This is a genomic window from Eggerthella sp. BIOML-A1 (assembly GCF_009875595.1).
GTDB lineage: Bacteria > Actinomycetota > Coriobacteriia > Coriobacteriales > Eggerthellaceae > Eggerthella > Eggerthella lenta.
The window spans coordinates 164,366-188,604 of the sequence record NZ_WWRZ01000001.1 but is presented as its reverse complement, the minus strand read 5'-3'; the positions used below and the strand labels follow the sequence as shown (position 1 = coordinate 188,604).

Below are 24,239 nucleotides of genomic sequence, written 5' to 3'. Positions count from 1 at the left end.
TCCCCCCCCCCGCTTGATTGCTCGTCGTATTTTTCGAGCAAGAATCCGACACAAGAGATGCTGCCGAGCCGGCCCCCTCCGTAGTACTATTAACCTCAGCACAATCTTGTAGAAAGGGTGGCCTCATGCAGGAACTTAACGACGAGCGCGTGCTGTTCGCGTTCGCGCGCGATTTGGAGCCGGCGCTGACGGTGGCATCGGGCGAGACGGTGCGCATCCGCACGCAGGACTGCTTCGGCAACCAGGTGCAGACGCCCGAGGACGAGCTGGACGAGATCGACTGGGATCGCATCAACCCGGCAACCGGCCCCGTGTTCGTGGAGGGCGCGGTGCCCGGCGGCGCGCTGAAGGTGACCATCGAGAACATCGAGCTCGACCCGCAAACCGCGTCGTGCACGGGCAAGGACGAGGGCGTGTGCGGCGACCGCTTCGACGCGTGGAGCACGCACCTGTGCGCTATCGACGGCGACAAGCTAGTGTGGAACGACCAGCTGTCCATCCCGCTTAACCCCATGATCGGCGTCATCGGCGTGGCCCCGGCGGGCGATCCGGTGAACTGCGGAACGCCCGGCAGCCACGGCGGCAACATGGACAACACCGCCATCACCACGGGCGCGACGCTGTACTTCCCCGTGGCGGTGGAGGGCGCGCTGTTCGGCTGCGGCGACATGCACGCGGCGATGGGCGATGGCGAGATTAGCGTGTCGGGCGCCGAGGTGGCCGGCTACGCTACGGTCACGCTCACTGCGCTGCCCGACCTGCACCTGGTTGATCCGCTTATCGAGAACGGCACGCACCTCGGCATCATCGCGTCCGCCGAGTCTCTCGACGCAGCGGCCGATCGCGCCGTGCACGAGATGGTGGATCTGCTGCACGACCGCACCGGCGTCGACGAGGCCGAGCTGGTCATGCTGCTGTCGCTGGTGGCCGACGTGCAAGTGTGCCAGATGGTGGACCCCCAGAAGACCGTCCGCTTCATGGTTCCCAAGTACGTGCTGGAATCGCTGGGGTTCAAGCTGTAGAAGAAGAGAAGGTGGTCGGGCGGTCGCCTTCTCGCCCGACCCCATCGGAGGACATCTTGGAGGATGCGTCGTGCCCGAAACGTGCGGTTTCGCCGCAAAGGCCGGCCGTTTCGGCAACGCGTTGACAGGTTGCGTGCGTCTCCTACAGCAGCTCGCACACCTTGCCCAGCAGCGGCTCGAAGCTGACGCCGCGGTCTTTGAAGTCGGGCTGTTCGGCGCTCACCAGCATGGCGTCGTGCACGAAGTCGCCTGCGAACGCGACGGCCTCCTGCAGCGAGCGACCGGCCATCACGGCGGCCATCAGGCATGACGCGTACAAGTCGCCCGTGCCGTGCAACATGTAGGGCAGGTATTCGTTATGCGCTTCGAACGTCTCGCAGTCCTTGCCGCCCACGAAGTTGCGGATGCAGGACTCGCCCTCGCGCTGGATGCCCTTGAGCACCACGTGCTTCGCTCCCTTCGCCACGAGGGCATCTACCAGGCGGTGCGCTTCTTCGTCGGAGATGTCGGTGCCGCCCCAATCTTCGCCGATGGGCTCGCCCAGGATGATGGCGGCTTCGGTGAGGTTCGGTGTGAGGATGTCGGCGCCGCAAGCCAGCTCGGCCATGGCGGAGCACAGCTCGGGCGTATACGTGGGGTAGACCTTGCCGTGGTCGGCCATCACGGGATCTACCACGCGCAAAGCGTTCGGATACATAGCGTACAGATCGCGAATGCGATCCACCTGCTCGGGTGCGCCCAAGAAACCGGAGTACACGGCATCTATCTCCACGCCGATGCCCTTCCATGCGTTCAGGTAGTCGGCTAGGATCTCGGTGGTGTCGTGCATGTACCAGCCGGGGAAGGCGGTGTGCGACGAGAACAAGCCCGTCGGCACGGGGCATACGTCGCAGCCGGCGGCGGACAGCACGGGAATGGCAACTCCCAGCGAGCACTTGCCGTAGCCGCACAGATCATGCACGGCGGCGACGCGGGGGATGTACGCTCCTTCGCGCTGGTAGAGATGCGTTTCGGCTTCGTTCATGGAAGTACTTCCTTTCCGGGTTGTCAAGAGGCGATGAGGTTCAATTATATGGTTTGAGTGTGCGGGAGAATTGACGGCTTGAAAACAGGAGCGCGCAGCTGAAAAGCTGCGCGCGGCGAGACTCGAAAGCAGTGATCGCGCGTACGTGCAAGGAGCTTTTCAAAAGGCGATCCTCATCGTCTGGTCGCCGTTCGGCACGAACGCGAAGACGTTACTTGTCGTCTTCGTCGTCATCGAAAAAGGACCAATCGTCCTCGTCAGGCTCGTGATTGACGAACGTTTTGCGCGTGCGGCGCTCCATGATGACGCACGCGATCAAACTTACGACCAAACCGATTCCCACCAGGCATCCGATGCCGGCGTAGGTGTTGAAGAGAAAATCGTACAACGCACCGAAATCCATGGTTACCTCGTTACTCTAACTCGTGACATCACCATTGCCACAGAGTGTTTGCAGTTCAGCGTTAGAGTATACTATGTCGAGCCGATCCGGTACGGGTAGGCTTGGATATTCCTTTATTCTTTACGCGCGCTGAAGAAGGGCAAGCACCAACACGCCATGGGCAAAGACAAGCGCAAACGCAAACGACGCATAACGGCATCAATCGCAATCGTCGCCATTGTGGCGGCGATTGTTTCTGCTGTGCTCGGATTAACGTCTTTTATCGACAAGAAGCTCAATCAGAGCGCCGAGCAGCAGGTGGTCACGTTCACCGAGCAATCCGCCAGCAACGTAACCGACCGCATGTACATGTCGCAGAACGCCATCGGCGCGTTTACCGTGCAGACTACCGATCCTGCGTTGGTTGCGCCGGCTCTCAGCAGCTTCCAGGAGCACCACGGCTTTGCGAATGCGACGTTTGCCGGGATGGACGGTCGAGGCGTTCGCGCGGATGGCTCCGCATTTTCCGTCGACGAGCTGGCTCAGCCCGAAACGGCTTTGTCCGAGGGTCGCAGTTCGTACTCTGCCACGTTCGCCAACGAGGCGGGCGCCCGCGTGCGTCTCGCCCAAACGCCGCTTTATATCGATGGGCAGCAAGTCGGAGCCCTGTACGTGCAGGTGCCGTTAAGCTTGTTCTCTATGTCCCGTCAGCTGGATATGTTCGACGGCCGCGGCTACTTCATGTTGTTCGAGGGTTCCACCGGCGAGGTGCTGGTGCCTCCCACGGGCGAAACCAAGACGCCGGTGTTCATCGGCACGTCGCTGTACGACTTCCTTGACCGGGCGTCTCAGTACAGCGAGCCGGCCTCGAACACCGATGCCGCGGTCTCAACCGAAGCTGCCTTGCAGTTCATGCAGTCGCGCTCGCGGAGCGACCTTTCCACGCTGCGCGACGTTGTGGCGAACAAGCAGACGGGGCTGCTCACGGCCACGGTAGACGGCAAATCCAGTTATGTGTGCGTCGCGCCGGTCGACAACGGGTATTGGTACGTGTGCAACGTGGTGCCCGTCGAGAACGTGCGTGCCGAAGCTGCCGTGGTCACCACCACGTTCGAAGCGGTGTTCGCCATCATCTTCGCCTGCCTTGTGGTGGTGGCGCTGTTGGTGTTCGGCGCGTACCGCCGCCGCCTGCGCGAACAGAACGTCGCCATGCTCGGCCAGTTGTACGAGGCGCTGTCCGACAGCATCGATATGGCGGTGAACCTCTATTCGCCCACCGACGGCAAGGTCACTCCCATTGTGGCGAAGGCCGAACGCATCATCGGCTATCGCCTTGACGCCTTTCTGCAAAACGAGCGGTTGGCGGCCACCATAGGGCTTTCTCCCGAGGGCGTGGCTCTGTTCGATCGCATTAGGAAGGACGAGACGAAGGGCTTCGAGCAAGGGGAGTTCTCGTTCCGCAGCAAGCAGACCGGCAAAGAATGCTGGGCTTCTTACTCGGTCAAGCGGCTGACGTTCGAAGATAAGCCGCAGCTGCTCGTGGTCATGCGCGACGTGACGGCCGACAAGGAGATCCAATTGTCCATGAAGGATGCGATGGACGTTGCCGAGGCGGCGAATGCTGCAAAGTCCGAGTTCCTCTCGCGCATGAGCCACGAGATCCGCACGCCTATGAACGTGATTCTGGGAACGCTGCAGCTTGCGCGGAGCAATCCGGACGATCGCGAGAAAGTTGCCGAGACGCTGAAAAAGATAGGAGACGCATCTGACCATCTGCTCGGGCTGATCAACGACGTGCTGGACATCTCGAAAATCGAGAACGGCAAGATGACCCTGGCCAGCGAGCCTTTCCGTCTCAGCGCCGTGCTGTCGCACGTGGCATCCGCCGTTCGCGTGCAGTGCGAACAGCGCGCCCAGGAATTCGTCGTGACAACTCCGCCATGCGCCGATGCCGTGTTCGTGGGCGATGCGCGGCGCATCAAGCAACTGTTGCTGAACTTGTTGACGAATGCCGTGAAGTACACGCCCTGCGGCGGCTGCGTTCGGTTCGAGACCACGGTGGCGAAGGGTGCCGCCATGGGGTATCGCCAGGTGAAGTTCACGGTATCCGACAACGGCATAGGCATGTCAGAGGAGTTCAAGGAGCATATTTTCGAGCCGTTCAGCATGGAGGGACGCTCGCGCGAGCAGGGCACGGGCCTCGGCATGCCCATCGTGAAGAACATCGTCACCATGATGGCGGGCGATATCGCCGTCGAGTCGACGAAAGGGCAGGGCACTACGTTCACGGTGACGTTCAACCTGCGTATCGCATTAGAGGCGGAGCGCATCGTGTTCGAGGAGGGCGAGGGCGCCGAGGCGGACGATGCGCAGCCCCTCGAACTCGATGCTGCGAGCGCGGCGGCGCTGCGATCCCTCGGCGCGCGCGATCGGCTGGCGAGCCGTCCCGTTTCGGCTTACGAAGCCCCTATGCCGGGCGCGCCGCGTGCGCTCGACCGCACCGAGTTCGAGGGGCTGCGCGTTCTGCTGGCCGAAGACAACGACCTCAACGCCGAGATAGCCTGCGAACTGCTGGCGGAAGCGGGGCTGGTAGTGGAGCGAGCGGGGGACGGAGCCGAGGCGTGCGTCATGTTCGAGGCGTCGAAGATAGGCTACTTCGACGCGGTTCTCATGGATGTGCAGATGCCCAACATGAACGGCTACGAGGCCACGCGGTGCATCCGCGAGCTCGATCGCGAAGATGCGGATGCCGTGCCCATCATCGCGATGTCGGCCAACGCCTTCGCCGAAGACGTGAGCGCCTCGTTGGCCAGCGGCATGAACGCGCATCTGTCGAAGCCCATCGACATGCGCCGCGTGCTGGCCACCCTCATCAAGTACGTGCGAAAGCGCTATGAAGGATAAGGGCGTCGGCTGGCCGCCCGACGGAACATGCCGGGTGCGTGAAGGAACGACGAGGTGCGCCGCCCGTGAGGTATACTAAAGGCACTATTGTTTCCCATCGTGAAGGAGCGCGACTATGCTCGACATCAAGTTCGTCCGCGACAACCAAGAAGCCGTCGCCGAGGCGATGAAGAACCGCCATGCTTCGTGGGACGCGGCGCGCTTCTCCGAGCTCGACGAGACTCGCCGCGCCGCCATCGCGAAGGAGGAGGCGCTGCAGGCCGAGCGCAACGCCACGTCGAAGTCGATCGGCCAGATGATGGCCGCCGGCCAGAAGGACGAGGCCGAAGCCGCCAAGCAGCGCGTGCGCGCCATCAACGACGAGCTGGCCGTCATCGGCAAAGATCGCGAAGCGGCCGACGAGGCCCTGCGCGAGGTGCTGCTGCGCACGCCGAACATGCCGGCCGATTCCACGCCGGTGGGCGACGACGAGGACGACAACCCCGAAGTGCGCCGCTGGGGCGCGCCGCGCGACTTCGCCGCCGAGGGCTTCGAGATGAAGCCGCACTGGGATCTGGGCCCCGAGCTGGGCATCATCGACTTCGAGCGGGCGGTGAAGCTAGCCGCCAGCCGCTTCATCCTGCTGGGCGGCCTGGGCGCCCGTCTGGAGCGCGCCCTCATCAACTTCATGGCCGACACGCACGCGTCGCGCGGCTACAAGGAATGGTGGTGCCCGGCCATGGCCAACGCCGAGACGCTCACCGGCACCGGCCAGCTGCCGAAGTTCGAGGAAGACCTGTTCCACACCACCGAGGGCCTGTACCTCATCCCCACGGCCGAGGTGCAGCTGACGAACATCCACGCCGGCGAGGTTCTGGACGCCGGCCAGCTGCCGCTGAAGTACTGCGCGTTCACGCCGTGCTTCCGCGAGGAGGCGGGCAGCGCCGGCCGCGACACGCGCGGGCTCATCCGCGTGCACCAGTTCGACAAGGTGGAGATGGTGAAGTACGCCAAGCCCGAGGAGAGCTTCGACGACCTGGAGGCCATGGTGGCCGACGCCGAGAACATCCTGCAGCTGCTGGGCCTGCCGTACCGCGTGATCAGCCTGTGCACGGGCGACATCGGGTTCTCCGCCGCCAAGACGTATGACCTCGAGGTGTGGCTGCCGTCGTACAACGGCTACAAGGAGATCTCCTCGTGCTCGAACTGCACGGACTTCCAGGCGCGTCGTGCGAACATCAAGTACCGCGACCCCGAGAACTTCAAGGGCTCGCGCTACGTCCACACGCTGAACGGCTCCGGCCTGGCGGTGGGTCGCACCATGGCCGCCGTCATCGAGAACTACCAGCAGCCCGACGGCACCGTGCGCGTGCCCGACGTGCTGGTGCCCTACATGGGCGGCGTCGAGGTCATCGCGCCGGAATAACGGCAGGCGAAGCTATCGAAAAGAACCAGGGAACCTTCAAGCGTGGCAACGAAGCGTAAACGAACCAGCAAACCGAATACCGCTGCCGCACCCGCGACGGACGCCTCGAAGCCAGGGGCGTCCGGCCGCGTCGCGCCGCGGAAGCGCACCGACGTGCCGCCTGCGAAACCGAAGCCGCGAGCGGCCGGGACGCCTCACGTTGAGGAGAATGAGGGGCAGACGCCCCTCGAGCAGACGTCGCGCGCTGCAAAGGTCAGGGCGAAGGCGGCCGCCAGGTTGAAGGAGGACGCGGCGGCAATCGTCGATGACGCTGCGAAAGACGATGGGGCCGAAGCGTCGACCGAGGCCGAGCGCGGGAAGCGTCGGCGCGAGCGTGCGGAAGCGAAGCCGCGCAAAAAGCGCTGGCCGCTTGTTGTGGCCGGCTCGGTGCTGCTGGTCGTCCTGCTGATCGTGGGCGGGTTCTCGTGGGACCGTTGGCTGCGCTACGACGATGCAGCCGAGTTCCAGGGCGAATGGCAAACTCACGGCACCACGGCCGTCGTGGTCATCGACGGCGAAACTATCAAGCTGACCGAAGATGTGAGCTGGTCGTACAAGCTGGACACGGACGCGAAGACCATCTCGTACACGTTCGGGAACATGGAGGGCTCCGGCCGCTATCGTTTCTCGCTCGACCGCTCTCAGCTGGTGATTTCCGATGGAAGCGGGTACACATGGCTCTCTACGCTGGCGGACGACATCGCCTGGCAGTTCGACCAGCTCGTGCGCGCGATTCAGGGCCAGCCGCAGGAGGAACCTCCGTCGGGAGCTGGATACACGGTGCTCGACCGCCTGTCGCACGATGCGGAGGCTACGCCGCAGAGGGGCGAGCCGGTGGCGCCTGAGCCTGAGCCCGAGCCTGCGGCGGAACCCGAGCCGGAGGCTGCGCCCGAGCCCGACCCGGGCGATCGGCAGAAGCCGGAATCCGATTCCGCTTCTGGGCCGGAAGACGCCTCTGCAAGTGAAGCCGCAGACGAAGGCGGCAGCGCCTCCGACGCCGTCGACAAGAACGACGATGCTGCCGCATCCGGCACGCGCGGCGTGTTCGATGTGAGCGACCTGCCCGCGTGAGCGCGCAGGGCACAGCCCCGCTTGTCATCGAGCGGCTCACGGTGCGCGCCGACCGCGTGGTGTGCGACGTGGTTCTGGCGCCCGGCGTCCCGCGCCGCACGACGCCAGAGCTTGCGGCGCGCGTTCGCGCGGCCCATCCGCACGTGCCGCGCCATGCCTGCGTGAACGACGAGGGCGACACTTTCGCCGCCGTCATGGACCACACGTCGCTGCCGCATCTGTTGGAGCACCTGGTCATCGATTTTCAAACGCGGGCGGCCGTGCGCAGGGGCGACGGCGCGGAAGCCGGTTCGGCCGCCGCTTACGCCGATGCCGGCGCCGCTCTCGATGCCGTGTTCGTGGGCACCACCGAGTGGACGGACGAGGCGGCGGGCCGCGCGCGCATCGAGGTGAGCTTCCTCGACGATCTGGTCGCTTTGCGCGCTTTTCGCGATGCGATTGCCTTCCTCGGCGATGCGATGGTACGCTAGCCGCTCTTGTGTGGACGGCAGAAGGAGCATCATCATGAAGGTAGCAGTGTTGACGGGCGGCAGCTCGACCGAGCGCGAGTTATCCCTGGCCAGCGCCAAGAACGTGTGCGCAGCTCTTGAAGAGGCGGGCCATAGGACGGTGCTGTTGGATGCTTCGTCCGACCTCGTTTCCGCCCTGCGCGTCGAGCGTCCCGACGTGTGCTTCAACGCCCTGCACGGCAAGCTCGGCGAGGACGGAACCGTCCAGAGCCTGCTCGAATTCGTGGGCGTGCCCTTCGTCGGATCGCCGTCCAGCGTGTGCCGGCGCGCTTGGGACAAATCCTCCCTCGGCTCCGAGATGGCGGCCTACCGCGCCATCACCGGCGATGAGCCGACGGCTTCCTGGCCGCAGGGCGTCTGCATCGCGCGCGAGGCGTTCGAGAGCATGGGCGCTGCGACGGCGTTTGACCTGGTGGAAGACCGCGTGATCGGCGGGTATCCCGTGGCGGTGAAGCCTGCGCACGGCGTTTCGGCTTCGGGCGTGCGCCGCGTTGATTCCGTCGACCAGCTGGGCGAAGCCGTGTCCGATGCGCTGTCGTTCGACGACGCCGTCATCATCGAGCAGTGGATCGACGGCGTTGAGGTAACCGTGCCGGTGCTGGGCTCCGGCTGGGATGCCTACGCGCTGCCGCCGGTGGAGATCGTGGCGAAGGAGGGCTTCTGCGATACGGTCGCCTGTCGCACGCCGGGCGCGGTCGAGCTGTTCGCACCTGTGCGCCCCGCCTCGTTGTCGAACGACGAGGCCGATGCCCAGGCCATCCGTGCCGAAATCGAGCGCGCCGCCTTGGAAGTGTGCCGTGCCTATCAGGTGCGCGACCTCGCCCGCGTTGATCTTGTCTGGGACGGAGCCCAGGCGCGCGTCCTGGAGGTGGACGTGTCGCCCTCCCTGGCCGAATCTTCGCCGTTCTCCCTCGCCTGCGAAGCCTCCGGTTTGTCGCTGTCCGGCGTCCTCAACGAACTGGTCAGCCAATATGCGCGGTAACCGCTTGCGGCGAGAGCGCAGTATGCGATTCACGGGTCGTAGGCCGGCGGCCCGTCTTCGCGTCTGTTCGGTCGGCAACGAAACAGCAACTGAATCATAGAGCGCTCATGTTTTCGCGCATGGGGCTGCGCGGATGCCCCTATAATGAACGAACAGGCAAACATCCCGAAGGAGGCCGTCATGGGCAACAAATTTGGAGCTTTTTTGGCTGGTGGGTTGGCCGGTGCGGTTGTCGCGCTGCTGTACGCCCCCCGGTCTGGTCAGGAAACGCGCGCTATGGTCACCGATAAGATGAGCGCGGCATGGGGCGAGGCGCAGGAGCTGGGCTCTCAGGCCGGCGCCAACATGCAGCACGCGTATCAGGATGCCGCGTCCAAGGGTCAGGAAGTCGTGCAGGACGTGGCCGCCAAGGGTCAAGAGCTGTACGGCCAGGCCACGCAGCGCGTGCAGGAAGCCGCCGACAACATCAAGCCGGCGTTCTCGCAGAAGAACGACGAGCTTCGCGACAAGATCGAAGCGGCGCGCCAGCGCATCGCCTCGCAGGTGGCCAAGAACGCCGAGCAGGCGCACGACGCGGTGAGCGACACCATTCCTGTCGCGGCCGACACGGCGCACGAGGCCGTCGACAAGGCCGAGGACAAGGCGCAGAGCGCGGCCGATGCCGTGAAGGACAAGGCCGAGGACGCTGCCGACAAGATCTCCGGCGACGACAAGTAGCATACGCATCTATCATGAAGCGGCGAGTTGGTCGACGTGGGCGCAAGCCCCGCCCCTCTCGCCGCTTCCTGACTGTCCGACAGGGCAACGGCGCTGGGGGGTTGCGGTTCCATCCGCGGCAAATGCGCAGGTTGTCGAGTGGAGAAGAAGGCCATGGCAAGCAAACTCATCACTACGCATGAGCTCACGGGCGTCCGCGTCGTGGGCGGCAAGAACGGTACGAAGCGCATCGGCAAGGTGCGCCGTTTCGTGTTCCACCCGAAAGAGAAGCGCTGCGTCGGCTTCATCGTGAAGCGCCCCGATCTGCTGTGGATGTTCCGCCGCAAGGACAAGTTCGTATCCATCGAGGGTTACGACATCGTGGACGGCCGCATCGCCATCCGCAACGTGCCCGAGGCCACGGACCGCGCCGCATGCAAGGCGCTGGGCGTCAACTGGGACGATTGCGTGCTGTGGGTGGGGCTGCCGGTCATGACCGAAGACGGTACTTCGCTGGGCATGGTGGGCAACGTCACCTTCAACCGCATCACCGGTATGGTGGACACGTTCGACACCGATTCGGGCGCCACCGCCAACGCACTGTTGGGCAAGCGCACTATTCCGGCCGACCTCGTCAAGGGGTTCCGCCGCGGAATGGGTGCCGCGCTGGCGCAGGTGGGCTCCGAGGGGCGCGAAACCGACGAAGTGGTGCTGGGTGCGATGCTGGTTGACGACGCCGCGAAGGACCTGGTTGCCGAGGGCGGCGTGGCCGAGAAGGCCGGCGCGGTCACGGCCGTCGCCGTCGACAAGGTGCACACCACGGTGGACAGGGCGAAGCCGGTGGTCAGCGAGGCCGCCAAGAAAACCGGCGAAGTGGTGAACAAGGGCGCGTACGCCACGGGCAAGCAGATCGCCGCCACGAAGGGGATGTTCTCCGGGTTCAAGGAGGAGTACGACAAGGCGCGCGGTGTCAAGCCCGGTTCCGACGACCAGGCTCTGGCCGTGACGGACGAGGCGGAAGACGAGGGCGTTTCCGCGCCTGCGAAGCCCGCGTCGACCGCGCCCAAGAAGAAGACGACCGCCAAGAAGCCCGCGCCCAAGAAGAACATGTTCGCGGCCTTCAAAGAGGAGTACGACAAGGCTCGCCACGATGACTGACAAGCTGAAGGACAAGCTGCACGAAAAAGCCGAGCAAGAGGTAGAGGTGCGCGGCCATAAGATGGAGAAGGCCGACATTTTCAAGTTCGTCGGGCTCATCGCGTTCTTCGCCATCATGGTGCTGATCGTGGTGATGCTATGGCCGTACTTCCACGAGTTGTTCGAGCCGGGCGGCCTCGACCGCATCATCAACGACGTGCGCGGCGCGGGTCCCGTGGGGTTCCTCATACTGCTGGGACTTCAGTTTCTGCAGATCGTCGTGGCGTTCATTCCCGGCGAGGTGGTGCAGATCGCGGCGGGCCTGCTGTACGGCCCCTGGATCGGCGCGCTGGTCATTCTGGCAGGGTGCGTCATTTCCAGCGCGTTCATCTTCGCGCTGGTGCGCAAGCTGGGGGCGCCGTTCGTGCAGAGCATGGTGCCCGTGCAGTACCTCGAAAAGTTCCGCAAGTTCGAGAAAACCGGCAAGCTGAACATCATCGTGTTCATCCTGTTTTTGATCCCGGGTCTGCCGAAAGACGTGTTCACGTACCTCGTGCCGCTCGCGGACATGCGAATGCGCACATTTTTGCTGCTCTCCAACGTGGGGCGCATTCCGGGCATCGTGGTGTCCACCTACGCCGCCGACGGGCTGGCTGACGGACGCCTTATGGAAAGCGCGATCATCTTCGCGGTGGCGGCCGTCATCGCCGTGTTGGGCATCGTTTTTCGCGAGCGCATCATGAAAATGCTCGAGAAGCATTCGCATAAAGACAGCTAACGCGATCAGGCTTTTCTTCGGCCCATGCGCAAATCTTAAGAAATACTGAACGTCGTTGACGGTATTGTGACGAAACCTCCTTGGATGCGACGGCGCGCACTACTATGGCGGTACAGGACATCGACGCAATTTGTAGAATGAGAGGTGGGTCCATCATGGCCACCAACGAACCTTTGAATAGCGCAGCGGACGAGGTTGCCGCTGCTGAAGCGGAGCTCAAAGCCGCTCAGGAGAAACTGGAAGCCGCGAAGGCGAAGCTTGCCGCGACGACGTCCGACGATGCATGCGACGTTGAAAAGGAGACGGTTGCAGCCGTGGTCGTCGACGAAGCGACGGGCGAAGTGGAAGCCGTCGTGGTCGAGGATGTGGCGGTCGTCTCGTGCGATGCCGGGTCCGAGGATAAGGAAGAGGCGCCGAGCGACGCATCGACGGATGCGTCGACGGAGGATGCTTCCGAGGCTTCTGCGGCGGCTCCTTCTGCGGCTCCTGCCGAGCCCGCCAAGGCTGCCGAACCCGAGCCCGAGTGGGTTCCGTACTCGACGGCTCAGGCGATTCCGCCTACGGCTGCACCGCAGGCTACCCCGGCTCAGCCCCAGCCCCAGGCTCCGGCTGCCGCCTCTGCTTCCACCGCTTCTTACACGCAGCCTGCGGGTGCGCCTCCTGCTCCCGGCCAGCCTGCGTCAGGCTATTACGCTCCTCCCGGATACGGCGCGCCGCAGACACCGCCGCATGCCGGCCCCGGAGCCGTGCCTCCGCAGCAGCCGTACTACGGCTATCAGCAACCGTACTACCAGCAGCCGTACAGCCAGCCTATGGTCACGACGAAGGATCACGTGGCCGCCGGTTTGCTGGCCATCTTCCTGGGCGCGTTCGGCATCCACAAGTTCTACCTGGGCTACAACACCGCCGGTTTCATCATGCTGGCTGTCACCATCATCGGCGGCGTGCTGACGTTCTCGCTGGCATCATGGGTGATCTGGGTCATCGCCATCATCGAGGGCATCCTGTACCTCACGAAGTCCCAGACTGAATTCGAGCAGATCTACGTGCTGAACAAGCGCGAGTGGTTCTAGTTTGGTTCCGGCGGCCTCCCGGCCGCCGGAACTTGCCGACGCTGTGTCGCGAAGCAAGTCCCCGTAGAGGGCGGCCGCCACGGCCGCCCTCGCTGGCTCACTGCGCCAACCTGCGAGCGCGTGCTCGCGCTCCGCGCGAGGCGCAGGTCGCTTCGCTCCTGCGCGGCCAACCTGCGAGTCCGATATGCGCCCTTCGGGCGCATGGGCGGGTCGCTTCGCTCCCGCCCTGTTCGCGCTTCGCGCGACCGGATGTTTCACGTGAAACATCCGGGTTCTCGCTTCGCGCACTGTCCGTCGGGTGCCGCTTGTTCGCCGTTGCGCCTCCTCCGCCTACCGCCCGCCCGCGCTTCGCGCGAATCGGTGGCTCGTTCGCGGGGTTTTTCGGTGAAACGGCGCGTCCCGCCTCGCTTTTTCGCTAGAATGACCGTATCGATAAGGCTCTGAGCCTCATCCGTTGAGTTGGATCCTATAAGGAGGAAACCATGCCCAAAATCACTCGTGACCAGGTGAGGGTGCCGGCCGACGTCATGCCGGAATCCCGTGACGAGTACATCGAGAACTTCATGAAGGCGACGCGCGGAACGGGCCGTCTCATGCTGTTTGCGTGCGATCAGAAGATCGAGCACCTCAACAAGGACTTCTACGGCGAGGGCATCGACATCGCCGATGCCGAGCCGCAGCACCTCTTCGAGATCGGCCGCCAGGGCGTGTGCGGCGTGTTGGCGGGCCAGCGCGGGCTCATCGCGCAGTACGCCGCCGACTATCCCGAGATCAACTACCTCGTGAAGATGAACTCCAAGACCAACATCGTGGGCGGCAGCCAGGACGACCCCTATTCGCCGCAGCTCTACGATCTGGACGCCGTGCTGGCCATGCGCGAGGCGGGCGTGAACATCGTGGGCATCGGCTACACCATCTACCTGGGCAGCGAGTACGAGTCCACCATGATGGCCGAGGCCGGCGAGCTCATCGCCCAGGCCCACGCCAACGGCCTGCTGGTCGTGCTGTGGATCTACCCCCGCGGCAAGGCCGTCAAGGCCGAGAAGGATCCGGCGCTCATCGCGGGCGCGGCGGGCGTGGCCCTGTGCCTCGGCGCCGACTTCGTGAAGGTGAACCCGCCGAAGCCCGAGGACGGCTCTTCGCCGGCCGAGGCCCTCAAGGTCGCCACGATGGCGTCCGGCCGCACGGGCCTCGTGTGCGCCGGCGGCTCGACGGTGGACGCCGAGACGTTCCTCACGCAGCTGTACGACCAGATCCACACGGGCGGCGCCGTGGGCAACGCCACCGGCCGCAACATCCACCAGCGCTCGCTGGACGAGGCCGTCCGCCTGACGAAGGCCATCAGCGCCATCACGCTGGCCGACTACTCCGTGGAGGACGCCCTCGACGTCTTCAACGGCGACGAGGATTTCAAGCTGTAAGGTTGACGCGATCCGCGTAGCCGCGCAATCGCGCACCTCGGCGGGGCCGTCCGAAAGGGCGGCTCCGCTTTGCATGAAGGCGCCTTGCGCTCAACCAGCCACGTCGATCCTGCTTCGCACGAAGCCGCCTTGTGCGCAATCGGCAACGCCGCCCCGTGTGGCGTCCCGCGCCGGTTGCCCCGCGTCGCAACATCGCGCATCTGCTCGTCTTGCGGACGGAGGAGCACATTATCGGCCCAAAGGCACGGAATTCCCGCGAAAACCGTGTCTTTGGGCCGATAATGCACCCGCCGAAGCCGCAACGCCCCCCGCGTCCATCGCCTCACGACCAATTTCGCTCCGGCCCCCAGCCGAAATGTTTCACGTGAAACATTTGTACGGAACTCGTGTTTCCCTTTCTAGCATGCTCCTTGCATGCGATGTCCTCTCCAATGCACTAAAATCCGCGACGTGCGACGTTCGAAGGATCAAAAAGCGCTTTTCAGACCATGCTGTCGAAGAAGCTTCCCTCGTTCCTCCAAGCACTACAATCTCGATCAGGCGTTTTCCAAAACAAACGAAACCGTTCGAAAAGTCGTTTCCAGCAAGACGTCGCATACCGTGCCTTTTTGTGCGAAAGCGCCCAGTTTTCATGCGCCAACCCGGATCGGGTCCTTTCCATGTCGCAGAGTGCATTCGAGGGGCTTCCTGTGTTTCACGTGAAACATCCGTACGTTTTTGTCATCAGACGATCTGCTCTTCAGACGTTGACCTGCGGTGACAACCGCCGGTTGGCAGCGGATGCCGCGAAAAAGCATCCCGAGGTTGGTTGAGGTAACCGCCGTTTCGGTGCATGATGCAAGTCGAAGGAACAGCCGGACGCACCCTGCGAGAGGAGATCGACCATGAGCTTCAGGGACAATCTTCAGCACCTGCGCGACACGCGCAACATGACCCAGTCCGAGCTTGCGATGCTCGTCGGCGTCAGCCGGCAGTCGGTGGCGAAGTGGGAGGCCGAGAAAAGCTATCCCGAAATGGATAAGCTGCTCAAGCTGTGCGATCTGTTCGAATGCACGCTGGACGATCTGGTGCGGGGCGACCTAACCGGCCGCGCGCCCGACCCGACGCGATCGCTGCCCGAGGACGCGCCGCCCGTCGACGCCTGCGGCTACGACGAGCACATGCGCCGCCGAGCGTGGACGGTGCCGGCGGGCCTCGCGATGTTCGTCGCGGGATTCGGCGTGGCCATCGCCTTCTCGAACATGAACGGAGCCAATCCCGGCGCGCGCCCGTACATCGCGTACTTCGCGTGCGCCACGGTGGGCTTCGCCTTGCTGATCCGCGCGTTCGCCGTGCATGGGTCGTTCCGGCGGCGGCACCCGTACATCGAGGACTTCTACACGGACGACCAAAGGGTCGCCGCACGGAAGGAAGGGAAGCGCAGCGCCGTCGGCGGGCTCGTCCTGCTGTGCGCATCCCTCTTCTTCGCCAGTCCCGGAGCTATTGCTTTGGCCGATACCCTGAACCTATGGGGGCTGATGGCGAACGTCTGGAACGTCTACGGGACGCTCCCCCTCTTGCTTTTCGCATTACTCGCGGCGAGCGTCGCCCTGCTCGTGCATGCCGCCATGGTCGTCTGTCTCATTAACGTAGCTCGCTACAATCGCGACTCCGAGCGTAAGGCCGAAGCCGCATCCCACCTCGTCGCGGCGATGCAAGCCCGCTTGGCGCAGTCGGCGGGCGCGGCTGAAACCGGGGCAGGCGCGGACGCGGACACCCCGTCCGTTTCGCATTCCAACGAAACGCACGAGCGCAAGCCCTCGCAGTCCGACGGGGAAGCATAGAGCAGTCCAATCGCGCATCTGCCCATCTTGCGGACGGCGGAACGCATTATCGGCCCAAAGACACGGAATTCCCGCGAAAACCGTGTCTTTGGGCCGATAATGCACCCGCCGAAGCGAACGCCATGCGCAGCCGCTCCCCGACCGGCCGACCATGTTGCAAGATCGCTCCCTCCCTCCTCTGGCGCGCGCCTTCCATAAATGATACTATTGCAATAACATATAAGACCGAGCAACAAACGCGGTAAGGAGCGGGGCATGGAAGCGGTTATGGGCGTGGCGAACGCGATGGGCGACATGGTGGTCAACGAGCGGCTGACCGTCGACGGCGTGGACGTGCTGGTGGGCTATGCCAACGAAGGCGACCAGCACGTCACCGAAACGGAGATCCGCGCCTACCTCGAGCGCGGCGCGCTGAAGCATCCGAACAGCGCCGTTACCGGCCTCGCGCTGCTGGTGGACGGCGAGGACGTGGACATCCGCTACGAGCTGGCACCGGTGCCGTTCGATCGCATCCGTCGCATCACGGGGTATCTCGTGGGAACGATGGATCGCTGGAACGATGCGAAAACCTCCGAGGAATCCGACCGCGTCAAGCACGGCGTTTGTCGTGACGACCGCGCATTCGCGTGCGCGAACGGCTGTTAACGCTGCATTGTAAAATCTTCCGCGCGTTACCGGGCTGTGACCGCGAGGCCGCAGCCCGTTTCGTATACTGTATTCATGCCATCTGAGAAAACCACACCCGAATCAGAAAGTCGCTCATCGCGTGAAGGACGCGAGGTTTCCGAGGTTCGCGAACGCCGTCAAGCACCTGCGCAGCTTGACCGGGCGTCGCAGCGTGAAGGCTGCCGGCTGCCTGCCCGCCCCGACCGTACCCCGCACGACGAGGCGCCACCCGCCTGTCTGAGCGGCGATCCCACCTGTGCGCCCACCGAGCGCATCCTCGAGCCGGAAGTGCGCCGCCACCATCGGCGCAAGCGCAAGCTGCTCGAATTCACCCACTCGTCCACGCGCGCGACCATGCTCATGCTGGCCGCGGCCGTGGCGGCGCTCGTCATCGAGAACACGCCGGTGCTGCCGTACTTCGCCGAGTTCTGGCGCACGTTCGACATCGGCATCTCGCTGGGCGATTTCGCGCCGCACCTCTCGCTGGAGCACTTCATCAACGACTTCCTCATGGCCATTTTCTTCCTGCTGGTGGGCCTTGAGATCAAGTTCGAGATGACGGCGGGCGAGCTGAAGAACCCGCGCAAGGCGCTGCTGCCCATCCTGGGCGCGGCGGGCGGCGCCATCGTGCCTGCGCTCGTGTACACGGCGGTGAACGTCGGCAGCGGGTTCGAGCAGGGCTGGGGCGTTCCCATGGCGAACGATATCGCGTTCTGCCTGGGCATTCTCGCGCTGTTGGGAAGCCGCATCCCGGCGGGGCTGCGCTCGTTCCTCTCGACGCTCACCATCGCCGACGACATCATCGCCATCATGGTGATCGCCGTCTTCTACACCGCGAACCTCGACGTGGCGTGGCTGGCCGGGGGTTTGGGCCTGTTCGCCGTGCTCATCGTGTTCAACCGGCTGCACATCTACGATCTGCTGCCGTACCTCGTCGTGGGCCTGGGGATGTGGGCGTGCTTTCTCATGTCGGGCGTGCACGCCACCATCGCCGGCGTGCTGCTGGCGCTTGCCATCCCGGCGCGCTCGCAGGTGAAGCTCGACCGCGCTCCGAGCTGGTTCGCCGCCCGCGCCCGTCGCGCCGATGATCGCTACGACCCCGGCGAGCCCGACATCGTGCAGAAGGAGTACCTGTCCGAGGTGGCCGAGATCGGCCGCGTGTCGCGCTTGTCCATCCCGCCTATCACGCGCCTCGACCATCGCCTGCACATCCCCGTGTACTTCTTCATCCTGCCGCTGTTCGCGTTCTCGAACGCCAGCGTGGTGCTGACGGGCATGGATCCCTTGTCCATCGTCACGAACCCGGTGACCATCGGCGTGTTCTGCGGTCTGCTGTTCGGCAAGCCGCTGGGCATCTTCCTGGCCACGTGGCTCACCGTGAAGCTGAAGCTGTCCGATCTGCCGCAGGGCGTGAACTGGGGCCATATCGGAGGCGTGTCGGTTCTGGGCGGCGTGGGCTTCACCATGGCCATCTTCGTGACGAACCTCGCGTTCGTCGACCCGAACATGATCGCCATGGCGAAAGCGGCTATCCTGGCGGCATCGCTGATCGCCGGCATCGCGGGATTCTTCATCCTGCGCGCCGTGACCGACGAGGAAGATGAGGAGCCTATCCGTTGAGATGCCCTACGCTTCGCCTCCCGCTTTCGCGGCCGCCGCGGCCGGGGCGGGCAGCTCGGCGGTGCAGTGCGGGCAGCGGGTGGCGCCCTCGTTCACTTCCTCGAGGCAGAAGGGGCATTTCGGGGCATCCTGCTCTTCGATATGCTTGCCCCGGCGCGTCAGCATGCGCGCCCGGCTGAGGGCCTTCACGATGAGGAACACCACCAGCGCGATGATGAGGAACTGGATGACCGCGTTGATGAAGTTTCCGTAGGTGAACGCGGCCGCATCGGGCCCCGTGCCCAGGGGTATCTTCATGTCCGAGAAATCGATACCGCCCGTGACCAGCGAGATCAACGGCATGATGAGGTCGCTCACCACCGAGTTCACGATGGCCGTGAATGCCGTGCCGATGACCACCGCTACGGCCAGGTCCATGACGTTGCCCTGATTGATGAACTCCTTGAACTCCTCGAAGAACTTTTTCATAGTGTGCCTTTCTTGCGTGCTTGCGGGCGAGGATGCGTGCGTCCGCCGTCGGACAGGAATAGTGTAGAAGACGTCGTGCTAGAATGCGATGCGGGCGCGGAAATCGTTGACGATTCGGCGCGCCGGGAGCAAGGCGACGAAGGCGGGAGAGGCCACGATGACGAGAATCTTTTCATACACGCAACCGATCGAGGCCGACATCGTCGATGCGTATTGCGCGCTGCAGAAGGGTTTCACCGACCAGTTCGTCTACTATCGCAAAGACCGCCCCGTCCGCTTCATGGGCATGGGGCGCTGCATTGCGCTGCCTGCGCTCGACGGCATCGAATGCGAGCTCGAAGGCCCCGTCGGCCAGCAGCCCGTCTTCTTCTCGTTCAACCGTTTCGACGCCGAGAACCCGTCGCCGACCGACGAGCTGTTCGAGGCATTTCCCCGCTTGAAGTTCATGCTGCCCGAAGTGATCCTCGTCGAGGACGATCGCGGCGCGTATTTGCAGGTGAACTCGTTGAGCCCGGTCTATCCTGGCCGCATCGCGCGGTTCGCCCGCCAAGCCGCCGCTGCGCCGCGTCGCAACCGCCGTACCATCCCGTTCAAGCTGGAGCCCGACTCGCGTGACGCGTGGCGCGCGAACGTGGAAGCGGCGCTCGACGCCATCGGGCGGGGGCGCATCAGCAAGGTGGTGCTGTCGCGCCGCCAGCGCCTCGAGGCGCTGGAGCCGTTCTCGTCGAAGGACCTGTTGGTGAACCTCATCGACGGCTCGGCGCGCGGCACCGTGCTGCTGTACCGCTACGCCGACGTGTTCTTCTGCGGCTGCACGCCCGAGCTGCTGGTACGCAAGCGCGGCAACGAGGTGGAGAGCATGTGCCTGGCCGGCACGTGTCCCGCCGGCGCCACCGAGGAAGAGCGCGCGCGGTTGGCCGATGAGCTGATGGCCGACGCGAAGAACCGCGCCGAGCACGACTACGTGGTGCGGTTCATTCGAGAGGTGTTCAACCGCACATGCTACGACGTCGACGTGCCCGCCCAGCCGGGCATCCTGCCGCTCACCCACGTGCAGCACCTGTGCACGCCCGCCCGCGCGCGCATGTTGGAAGGCGTCGACCTGGGAACGATGAAGGACGATCTGCATCCCACGCCCGCCGTGGCGGGCACGCCGGTGGGCGAGGCGCAGATGCTGATCAGGAGCATCGAAGCGTACAACCGCGGGTTCTTCGCGGGCGCTTGCGGCTACGTGGACGGCGCGGGCGACGGCGAGTTCTCCGTGGCGCTGCGCACCGGCGTGTTCGACGGCGAGGTGGGCTGGGTGTACGCCGGCTGCGGCATCGTCGAGGGCAGCGTGGCCGACGACGAGTACGACGAAATCGGCATGAAGCTGAAGACGGTCCTGTCGGCGTTCGACGGGGAAGAGGTTCCGTCGGCTTGTCAGCCGACGGAACGAGTCGACGCTGCGGCTTCCCGCAGCACCCGATCTGTGGCCGCTGACGAAGACTCGCGTACCAAAGTATCCCCTGCGGGGACTTCCTGCGAGGCGCGCCACGCCCCCGCCATCGACCCCAGCTTGGGCACCGCGGAAACCCTCGCTGACGTTACGAACGACCGGCGACATACGAGTGACGGGGGTGCGCGATGAGGGCCGATCCTACAGCCAGCGCCCTGTTCCTGGGCGCGTTCTTCGACGAGCTGGAACGATGGGGCGTGCACGACGTGGTGGTCAGCCCCGGGTCGCGCTCGACGCCGCTGGCCATGACGGCCTACGAGCTGTCGCGCCGCTTCCCCGATCGTCTTCGGTTGTTCGTGGACGTGGACGAGCGCGGCGCCGCGTTCTTCGCATTGGGGCTGGCGAAGGCGAGTGGGCAACCGGCGGCCGTCATCTGCACATCCGGCACCGCGGTGGCGAACTACTACCCGGCCGTGTTGGAGGCCGAGTCGTCACGCGTGCCGCTCGTCGTGCTGACGGGCGACCGTCCGGCGCGACTGCAAGGCTTGGGCGCGCCGCAAACGTGCGACCAGTTGAACGCGTACGGCTCGCACGTGCGCGCGTTCCGCAACATGCCCGAGCCCGCTGCCGATGCGGCCGCCATCGCGTTCGCGCGCCAAGCTGCGCGCGAGGCGTGCATCGCCGCAGGCGGGGAGGCGGCCGGGCGCGCGACGGACGGCGAGGGCGCACCGCGCATCGCAGGCGCGTGCCTGGGCGGGCCCGTGCACTTCAACTTCCCGTTCGACGAACCGCTCAAGCCCGACCTGCGGGTCGAAGGGCTGTTCGAAACCGGCCGAAGCGCGTTGAATGCGCCGTCCGATCTGCGCCTCATCCATCCGTCGACTTACCTCGATCCGATGGATTCCGCTCGCGTGCTCGAACTGCTGCGCGGTCGTCGGGTGCTGGTGGCGGCGGGCGAGGGGTCGTGCGCGACGACGGACGAGATGGGTGCGCTGTTGGCCTGGGCCGAGTCGTTCGAGTACCCGCTGCTGGCCGATCCGCTTTCGGGCTTGCGCACCGCCGCCGACCCGCTGGTCATCGACCGGTACGACACCGTGCTAGGCGCTCCATTCGATGCACTGGTTCCCGAGGCGGTCATCCGCTTCGGCCGTTATCCGGTGTCGAAGCGCGCCACCGCGTTTTTGGCGAACGCGGGCGCGATCAACATCGTGGTGGATCCGCTCGAGACGCGCGATTTCAACTGCGCCACCGACGTGCACCTGCGCTGTACGCCGCTCGATTTCTCGCAAACGATGCTGGCGGCAAAGCAGAGCCTCGGCGGCGAAGATGCCGCTGACGACCGGCAGAGTGCTTTCGCGGCGGCGTGGTTGGAGGCGAACGCCGCAGCCGGCGCGCGCGTCGATGCGGTGGATGCGGTGGAAGCCGGGTTCGAAGGCGCGTTCGTGCGCCGCGTGGCCGAGCGCGCCCCGGAGGGGTCGTGCCTGTTCGCGGCGAACTCCATGAGCGTGCGCGCCCTCGACACGTTCTATGCGAAGGGCGGCAGGCGGCTGACGGTGCTGTGCAACCGCGGGCTGAACGGCATCGACGGAACCGTGTCCACGGCGCTGGGCGCCGCGCAGCATTTCGAGCAAACGACCCTGCTCACGGGCGACTTGACGCTGCTGCACGACCTGAACGCGCTGGCGTTGCAGCGCGAGCTGCGCGTGCAGCGCGCGTCGGGCGGCCTGGATCGCAGCATCGTCATCGTGCTGCTGAACAACAACGGCGGCGGCATCTTCGACATGCTGCCCCAACGCTCGGAAGACGCGTACTTCGAGCGGCTGTTCCTCACGCCCCAGGACGTGGAGTTCGGCGCCGCCGCCCAGGCGTTCGGCGTACCGCACCGCCTGGTGGAAACCGTGGCCGAGTTCGACGCGGCCTACGACGAAGCGCTTGGCGTGCCGGGCATCTCGCTCGTCGAGGTGCGCGTGCCCCTCGAAGGCCTCCCCGAACGCTACGCCCCGTACTGGTCGTAAGCCGCGAGCGGCGAAGTCGGGAGGTGAGGCGGATGGCGTGGACGTCTGGCGAATGCGGTAAGCGCCCGTTCGACGACGGTGGTTCGAGCGGGGGTTTCGCGGTTCGGTTCTCAAAATGTGGCACGAATGTACGGTTAGGGCAGAAGGTTTCGACCGAGAAAAACCGCGACCTGGGATTATGTCGAGACACATCGGCTCTTCAGGTGATTTCCGAGGCGAAAGCGTGCCCAATCCGTAGATCCGTGCCACATTTTGAGGTTCCGGCCGAATTCCGCGGCACGCGCTCGCCGTTTCTCGGTTGCGTGGAGCATGGCGCTGCGGCACGCGCTCTTGGGATCCGATGATGAGCGCCGTCGAGACGCGCCGCTTCTCGTGCGGTGGAGCATCCTTCTCGTTTCAGGTGTGGAAAGCGCCGGCGGCTGAGGCTTCTGCGGCCGACCTTGCGCCCGACGAGGGCTGCGCGATTGCTGCCGCGTGCCGCGAGTCCGCTGTGCCCCTTATCTTGCTGCACGGGTTCGCGCAGAGCTCGGCGTCATGGAACGCGACGGCGAGCGAGCTGGCCGCAACCGGCCGGCCGGTGTACGCCCTCGACCTGGTGGGACACGGTGGAAGCGAGCGCCCGGCCAATCCGCGCGCTTACGCGCTGGACGCGCAGGGCGAGGCGCTGCTGGCCTTCGCGCGCTTGATCGCCGATGTCGAGGGCGTCCGTCCCGCGGTTCTCGGCTACTCCATGGGCGGCCGCGTGACGCTTGCAGCGTTGCGTCGCGACCCGCGCGCGTTCTCCGCGGTCATCCTGGAAGCCGCCGGGTTCGGCCCCGCCACGCAGGCCGAGCGCGAAGCGGTCGCCAAGCGCGATGCCGCCTGCGCGACCCGTCTGCGCGCCGACGGCCTGGAAGCCTTCATGGATTTCTGGGAGCAGCTGCCCCTGTTCGCCAGCCAGCGCGACCTGCCGCCGGACGTGCGCGAGCGCCTGCGCGCGGGGCGCATGGCGAACGACGCCGAGGCTCTTGCGCGCACGTTCGAGCAAGCCGGCCAGCACGTCATGCCCTCGCGTGCGGAAACGCTCGAAACGCTCGCCGTCCTGCGCGCCGGCGGCACGCCGTTGCTCTACCTGGCGGGCGAGCGCGACGAGAAGTACCGCGCCCTCGCAGCTCAAGCTGCCGAAGCGGGTGCGACGGTCTGCATCATTCCCGGCGCGGGCCATAACGCCCACCTGGAAGCCCCCGCCACCTTTGCCAAGGAAGTAGCGTCGTTTCTGAGGAAATGACGCGAGGAGCCGGATGGACGGCGCGTTGGGCTGCCGCCGATGCAAGCCGGAGCGCCGAGCGCCCGCTTCCGATTCGCGTGAGAAACGATGGCAAAGCGCGCGGAATCCGTATTGGAAAAGGAGGCAAGAAACGTGGAATGCGCGCGGGAACGGCGTTGGAAACGCGCAAGATCGAGCAGACTTTCCATGGTGTTGCACGCCATGGAAACGTAGAACGGGCCCGCTATACTTGTAGGTACGGATTCGGTCCGGCGGCTTGGTGCCTCTCCCTCTCAATATTCTAGATGATTGGAGGTGATGACCATGACCGTTTTGGGGATTGCTTCGTTGGTGATTTTGCTCTTGGAGTTCGCTACCCGCGTCATCGAGCTGTTTCTGGTGATAAGGAGCGCGCTCCTAACCCGTAGGGGAAAGGAGCGCCACAAGTAAACCCAAACCGCCGAAGCGATCCGAGAGCCGTGGGGAGTACACGCTCCCTGCGGCTCGCCCTTATTATACA

20 protein-coding genes are annotated in these 24,239 nt (G+C 64.9%); 17 read left to right on the top strand and 3 right to left on the bottom strand.

Features of this window, described 5'->3' with window-relative positions:
* The first annotated feature begins 125 nt into the window (after positions 1–125).
* Positions 126–1,022 (top strand): acetamidase/formamidase family protein, encoded by an 897-nt coding sequence (locus GT590_RS00820; RefSeq protein ID WP_009305352.1) that lies wholly within the window; start codon positions 126–128, stop codon positions 1,020–1,022.
* 142 nt (positions 1,023–1,164) lie between these two features.
* Here GT590_RS00820 and GT590_RS00815 read toward each other — a convergent pair whose 3' ends face one another.
* Together GT590_RS00815 and GT590_RS00810 are read right to left on the bottom strand one after the other, a co-directional pair.
* Positions 1,165–2,046: a PfkB family carbohydrate kinase gene (locus tag GT590_RS00815; protein WP_009305351.1), complete on the bottom strand. Its 882-nt coding sequence runs from the start codon at positions 2,044–2,046 to the stop codon at positions 1,165–1,167.
* 211 nt (positions 2,047–2,257) lie between these two features.
* On the bottom strand, positions 2,258–2,449 hold the full coding sequence (locus GT590_RS00810; RefSeq protein ID WP_009305350.1) for a DUF6724 family protein: 192 nt from the start codon (positions 2,447–2,449) through the stop codon (positions 2,258–2,260).
* A 240-nt stretch (positions 2,450–2,689) separates the two neighbouring features.
* On the opposite strand from GT590_RS00810, the gene GT590_RS00805 reads away from it, so the two are divergent.
* From GT590_RS00805 to nhaA, 13 genes are all read left to right on the top strand, one after another.
* Positions 2,690–5,332 carry an ATP-binding protein gene (locus tag GT590_RS00805; RefSeq protein ID WP_226844320.1) on the top strand — a complete coding sequence of 881 codons (2,643 nt, stop codon included), beginning with the start codon at positions 2,690–2,692 and terminating at the stop codon, positions 5,330–5,332.
* Between the two features lie 115 nt (positions 5,333–5,447).
* Entirely contained in the window at positions 5,448–6,737 is a 1,290-nt protein-coding gene (serS, locus tag GT590_RS00800) for a serine--tRNA ligase (RefSeq protein ID WP_009305347.1), read from the top strand.
* 276 nt (positions 6,738–7,013) lie between these two features.
* Positions 7,014–7,847, top strand: coding sequence for a hypothetical protein (locus GT590_RS00795; RefSeq protein ID WP_009305345.1), 834 nt, complete (start codon positions 7,014–7,016; stop codon positions 7,845–7,847).
* Complete coding sequence (locus GT590_RS00790) at positions 7,844–8,317, top strand: hypothetical protein (protein ID WP_009305344.1); 474 nt, start codon at positions 7,844–7,846, stop codon at positions 8,315–8,317. The genes GT590_RS00795 and GT590_RS00790 overlap by 4 nt, the downstream gene beginning before the upstream one ends.
* 34 nt (positions 8,318–8,351) lie before the next feature.
* Complete coding sequence (locus GT590_RS00785) at positions 8,352–9,338, top strand: D-alanine--D-alanine ligase (RefSeq protein ID WP_009608495.1); 987 nt, start codon at positions 8,352–8,354, stop codon at positions 9,336–9,338.
* Between the two features lie 180 nt (positions 9,339–9,518).
* Entirely contained in the window at positions 9,519–10,055 is a 537-nt protein-coding gene (locus GT590_RS00780) for a YtxH domain-containing protein (RefSeq protein ID WP_015761495.1), read from the top strand.
* 153 nt (positions 10,056–10,208) lie between these two features.
* Positions 10,209–11,192 carry a PRC-barrel domain-containing protein gene (locus GT590_RS00775; protein WP_009305341.1) on the top strand — a complete coding sequence of 328 codons (984 nt, stop codon included), beginning with the start codon at positions 10,209–10,211 and terminating at the stop codon, positions 11,190–11,192.
* Complete coding sequence (locus GT590_RS00770) at positions 11,185–11,949, top strand: TVP38/TMEM64 family protein (protein WP_161170786.1); 765 nt, start codon at positions 11,185–11,187, stop codon at positions 11,947–11,949. The genes GT590_RS00775 and GT590_RS00770 overlap by 8 nt, the downstream gene beginning before the upstream one ends.
* A 155-nt stretch (positions 11,950–12,104) precedes the next feature.
* Complete coding sequence (locus GT590_RS00765; protein ID WP_009608499.1) at positions 12,105–13,022, top strand: TM2 domain-containing protein; 918 nt, start codon at positions 12,105–12,107, stop codon at positions 13,020–13,022.
* 482 nt (positions 13,023–13,504) lie between these two features.
* Positions 13,505–14,443 carry an aldolase gene (locus GT590_RS00760; RefSeq protein WP_009305338.1) on the top strand — a complete coding sequence of 313 codons (939 nt, stop codon included), beginning with the start codon at positions 13,505–13,507 and terminating at the stop codon, positions 14,441–14,443.
* An 884-nt stretch (positions 14,444–15,327) separates the two neighbouring features.
* A complete protein-coding gene (locus tag GT590_RS00755) occupies positions 15,328–16,266 on the top strand; it encodes a helix-turn-helix transcriptional regulator (RefSeq protein ID WP_015761493.1) in 939 nt (312 codons plus the stop codon).
* A 255-nt stretch (positions 16,267–16,521) separates the two neighbouring features.
* Positions 16,522–16,911 carry an anaerobic ribonucleoside-triphosphate reductase gene (gene nrdD / locus GT590_RS00750; protein ID WP_009305337.1) on the top strand — a complete coding sequence of 130 codons (390 nt, stop codon included), beginning with the start codon at positions 16,522–16,524 and terminating at the stop codon, positions 16,909–16,911.
* Positions 16,912–16,986: 75 nt separating this feature from the next.
* A complete protein-coding gene (nhaA, locus tag GT590_RS00745) occupies positions 16,987–18,552 on the top strand; it encodes a Na+/H+ antiporter NhaA (protein ID WP_009305336.1) in 1,566 nt (521 codons plus the stop codon).
* Positions 18,553–18,558: 6 nt separating this feature from the next.
* On the opposite strand, the gene mscL is transcribed toward nhaA, so the two are convergent.
* Complete coding sequence (gene mscL / locus GT590_RS00740; RefSeq protein ID WP_009305335.1) at positions 18,559–19,020, bottom strand: large conductance mechanosensitive channel protein MscL; 462 nt, start codon at positions 19,018–19,020, stop codon at positions 18,559–18,561.
* Positions 19,021–19,177: 157 nt separating this feature from the next.
* Here mscL and GT590_RS00735 point away from each other — a divergent pair, with 157 nt between their 5' ends.
* From GT590_RS00735 to GT590_RS00725, 3 genes are all read left to right on the top strand, one after another.
* Positions 19,178–20,650, top strand: coding sequence for an isochorismate synthase MenF (locus tag GT590_RS00735; RefSeq protein WP_009305334.1), 1,473 nt, complete (start codon positions 19,178–19,180; stop codon positions 20,648–20,650).
* On the top strand, positions 20,647–22,473 hold the full coding sequence (gene menD / locus GT590_RS00730) for a 2-succinyl-5-enolpyruvyl-6-hydroxy-3-cyclohexene-1-carboxylic-acid synthase (RefSeq protein WP_161170785.1): 1,827 nt from the start codon (positions 20,647–20,649) through the stop codon (positions 22,471–22,473). Before GT590_RS00735 ends, menD begins: the two co-directional genes overlap by 4 nt.
* 343 nt (positions 22,474–22,816) lie before the next feature.
* Positions 22,817–23,740, top strand: coding sequence for an alpha/beta fold hydrolase (locus GT590_RS00725; RefSeq protein WP_015761489.1), 924 nt, complete (start codon positions 22,817–22,819; stop codon positions 23,738–23,740).
* The last annotated feature ends 499 nt before the right edge of the window (positions 23,741–24,239 follow it).

Bases quoted from the DNA above. Each gene is read 5' to 3' on its own strand.
- GT590_RS00820 (WP_009305352.1), top strand. From the start codon at position 126: ATGCAGGAACTTAACGACGAGCGCGTGCTGTTCGCGTTCGCGCGCGAT.
- GT590_RS00815 (WP_009305351.1), bottom strand. From the start codon at position 2,046: ATGAACGAAGCCGAAACGCATCTCTACCAGCGCGAAGGAGCGTACATC.
- GT590_RS00810 (WP_009305350.1), bottom strand. From the start codon at position 2,449: ATGGATTTCGGTGCGTTGTACGATTTTCTCTTCAACACCTACGCCGGC.
- serS (WP_009305347.1), top strand. From the start codon at position 5,448: ATGCTCGACATCAAGTTCGTCCGCGACAACCAAGAAGCCGTCGCCGAG.
- GT590_RS00785 (WP_009608495.1), top strand. From the start codon at position 8,352: ATGAAGGTAGCAGTGTTGACGGGCGGCAGCTCGACCGAGCGCGAGTTA.
- GT590_RS00780 (WP_015761495.1), top strand. From the start codon at position 9,519: ATGGGCAACAAATTTGGAGCTTTTTTGGCTGGTGGGTTGGCCGGTGCG.
- GT590_RS00775 (WP_009305341.1), top strand. From the start codon at position 10,209: ATGGCAAGCAAACTCATCACTACGCATGAGCTCACGGGCGTCCGCGTC.
- GT590_RS00770 (WP_161170786.1), top strand. From the start codon at position 11,185: ATGACTGACAAGCTGAAGGACAAGCTGCACGAAAAAGCCGAGCAAGAG.
- GT590_RS00765 (WP_009608499.1), top strand. From the start codon at position 12,105: ATGGCCACCAACGAACCTTTGAATAGCGCAGCGGACGAGGTTGCCGCT.
- GT590_RS00760 (WP_009305338.1), top strand. From the start codon at position 13,505: ATGCCCAAAATCACTCGTGACCAGGTGAGGGTGCCGGCCGACGTCATG.
- GT590_RS00755 (WP_015761493.1), top strand. From the start codon at position 15,328: ATGAGCTTCAGGGACAATCTTCAGCACCTGCGCGACACGCGCAACATG.
- nrdD (WP_009305337.1), top strand. From the start codon at position 16,522: ATGGAAGCGGTTATGGGCGTGGCGAACGCGATGGGCGACATGGTGGTC.
- nhaA (WP_009305336.1), top strand. From the start codon at position 16,987: ATGCCATCTGAGAAAACCACACCCGAATCAGAAAGTCGCTCATCGCGT.
- mscL (WP_009305335.1), bottom strand. From the start codon at position 19,020: ATGAAAAAGTTCTTCGAGGAGTTCAAGGAGTTCATCAATCAGGGCAAC.
- GT590_RS00735 (WP_009305334.1), top strand. From the start codon at position 19,178: ATGACGAGAATCTTTTCATACACGCAACCGATCGAGGCCGACATCGTC.
- menD (WP_161170785.1), top strand. From the start codon at position 20,647: ATGAGGGCCGATCCTACAGCCAGCGCCCTGTTCCTGGGCGCGTTCTTC.
- GT590_RS00725 (WP_015761489.1), top strand. From the start codon at position 22,817: ATGAGCGCCGTCGAGACGCGCCGCTTCTCGTGCGGTGGAGCATCCTTC.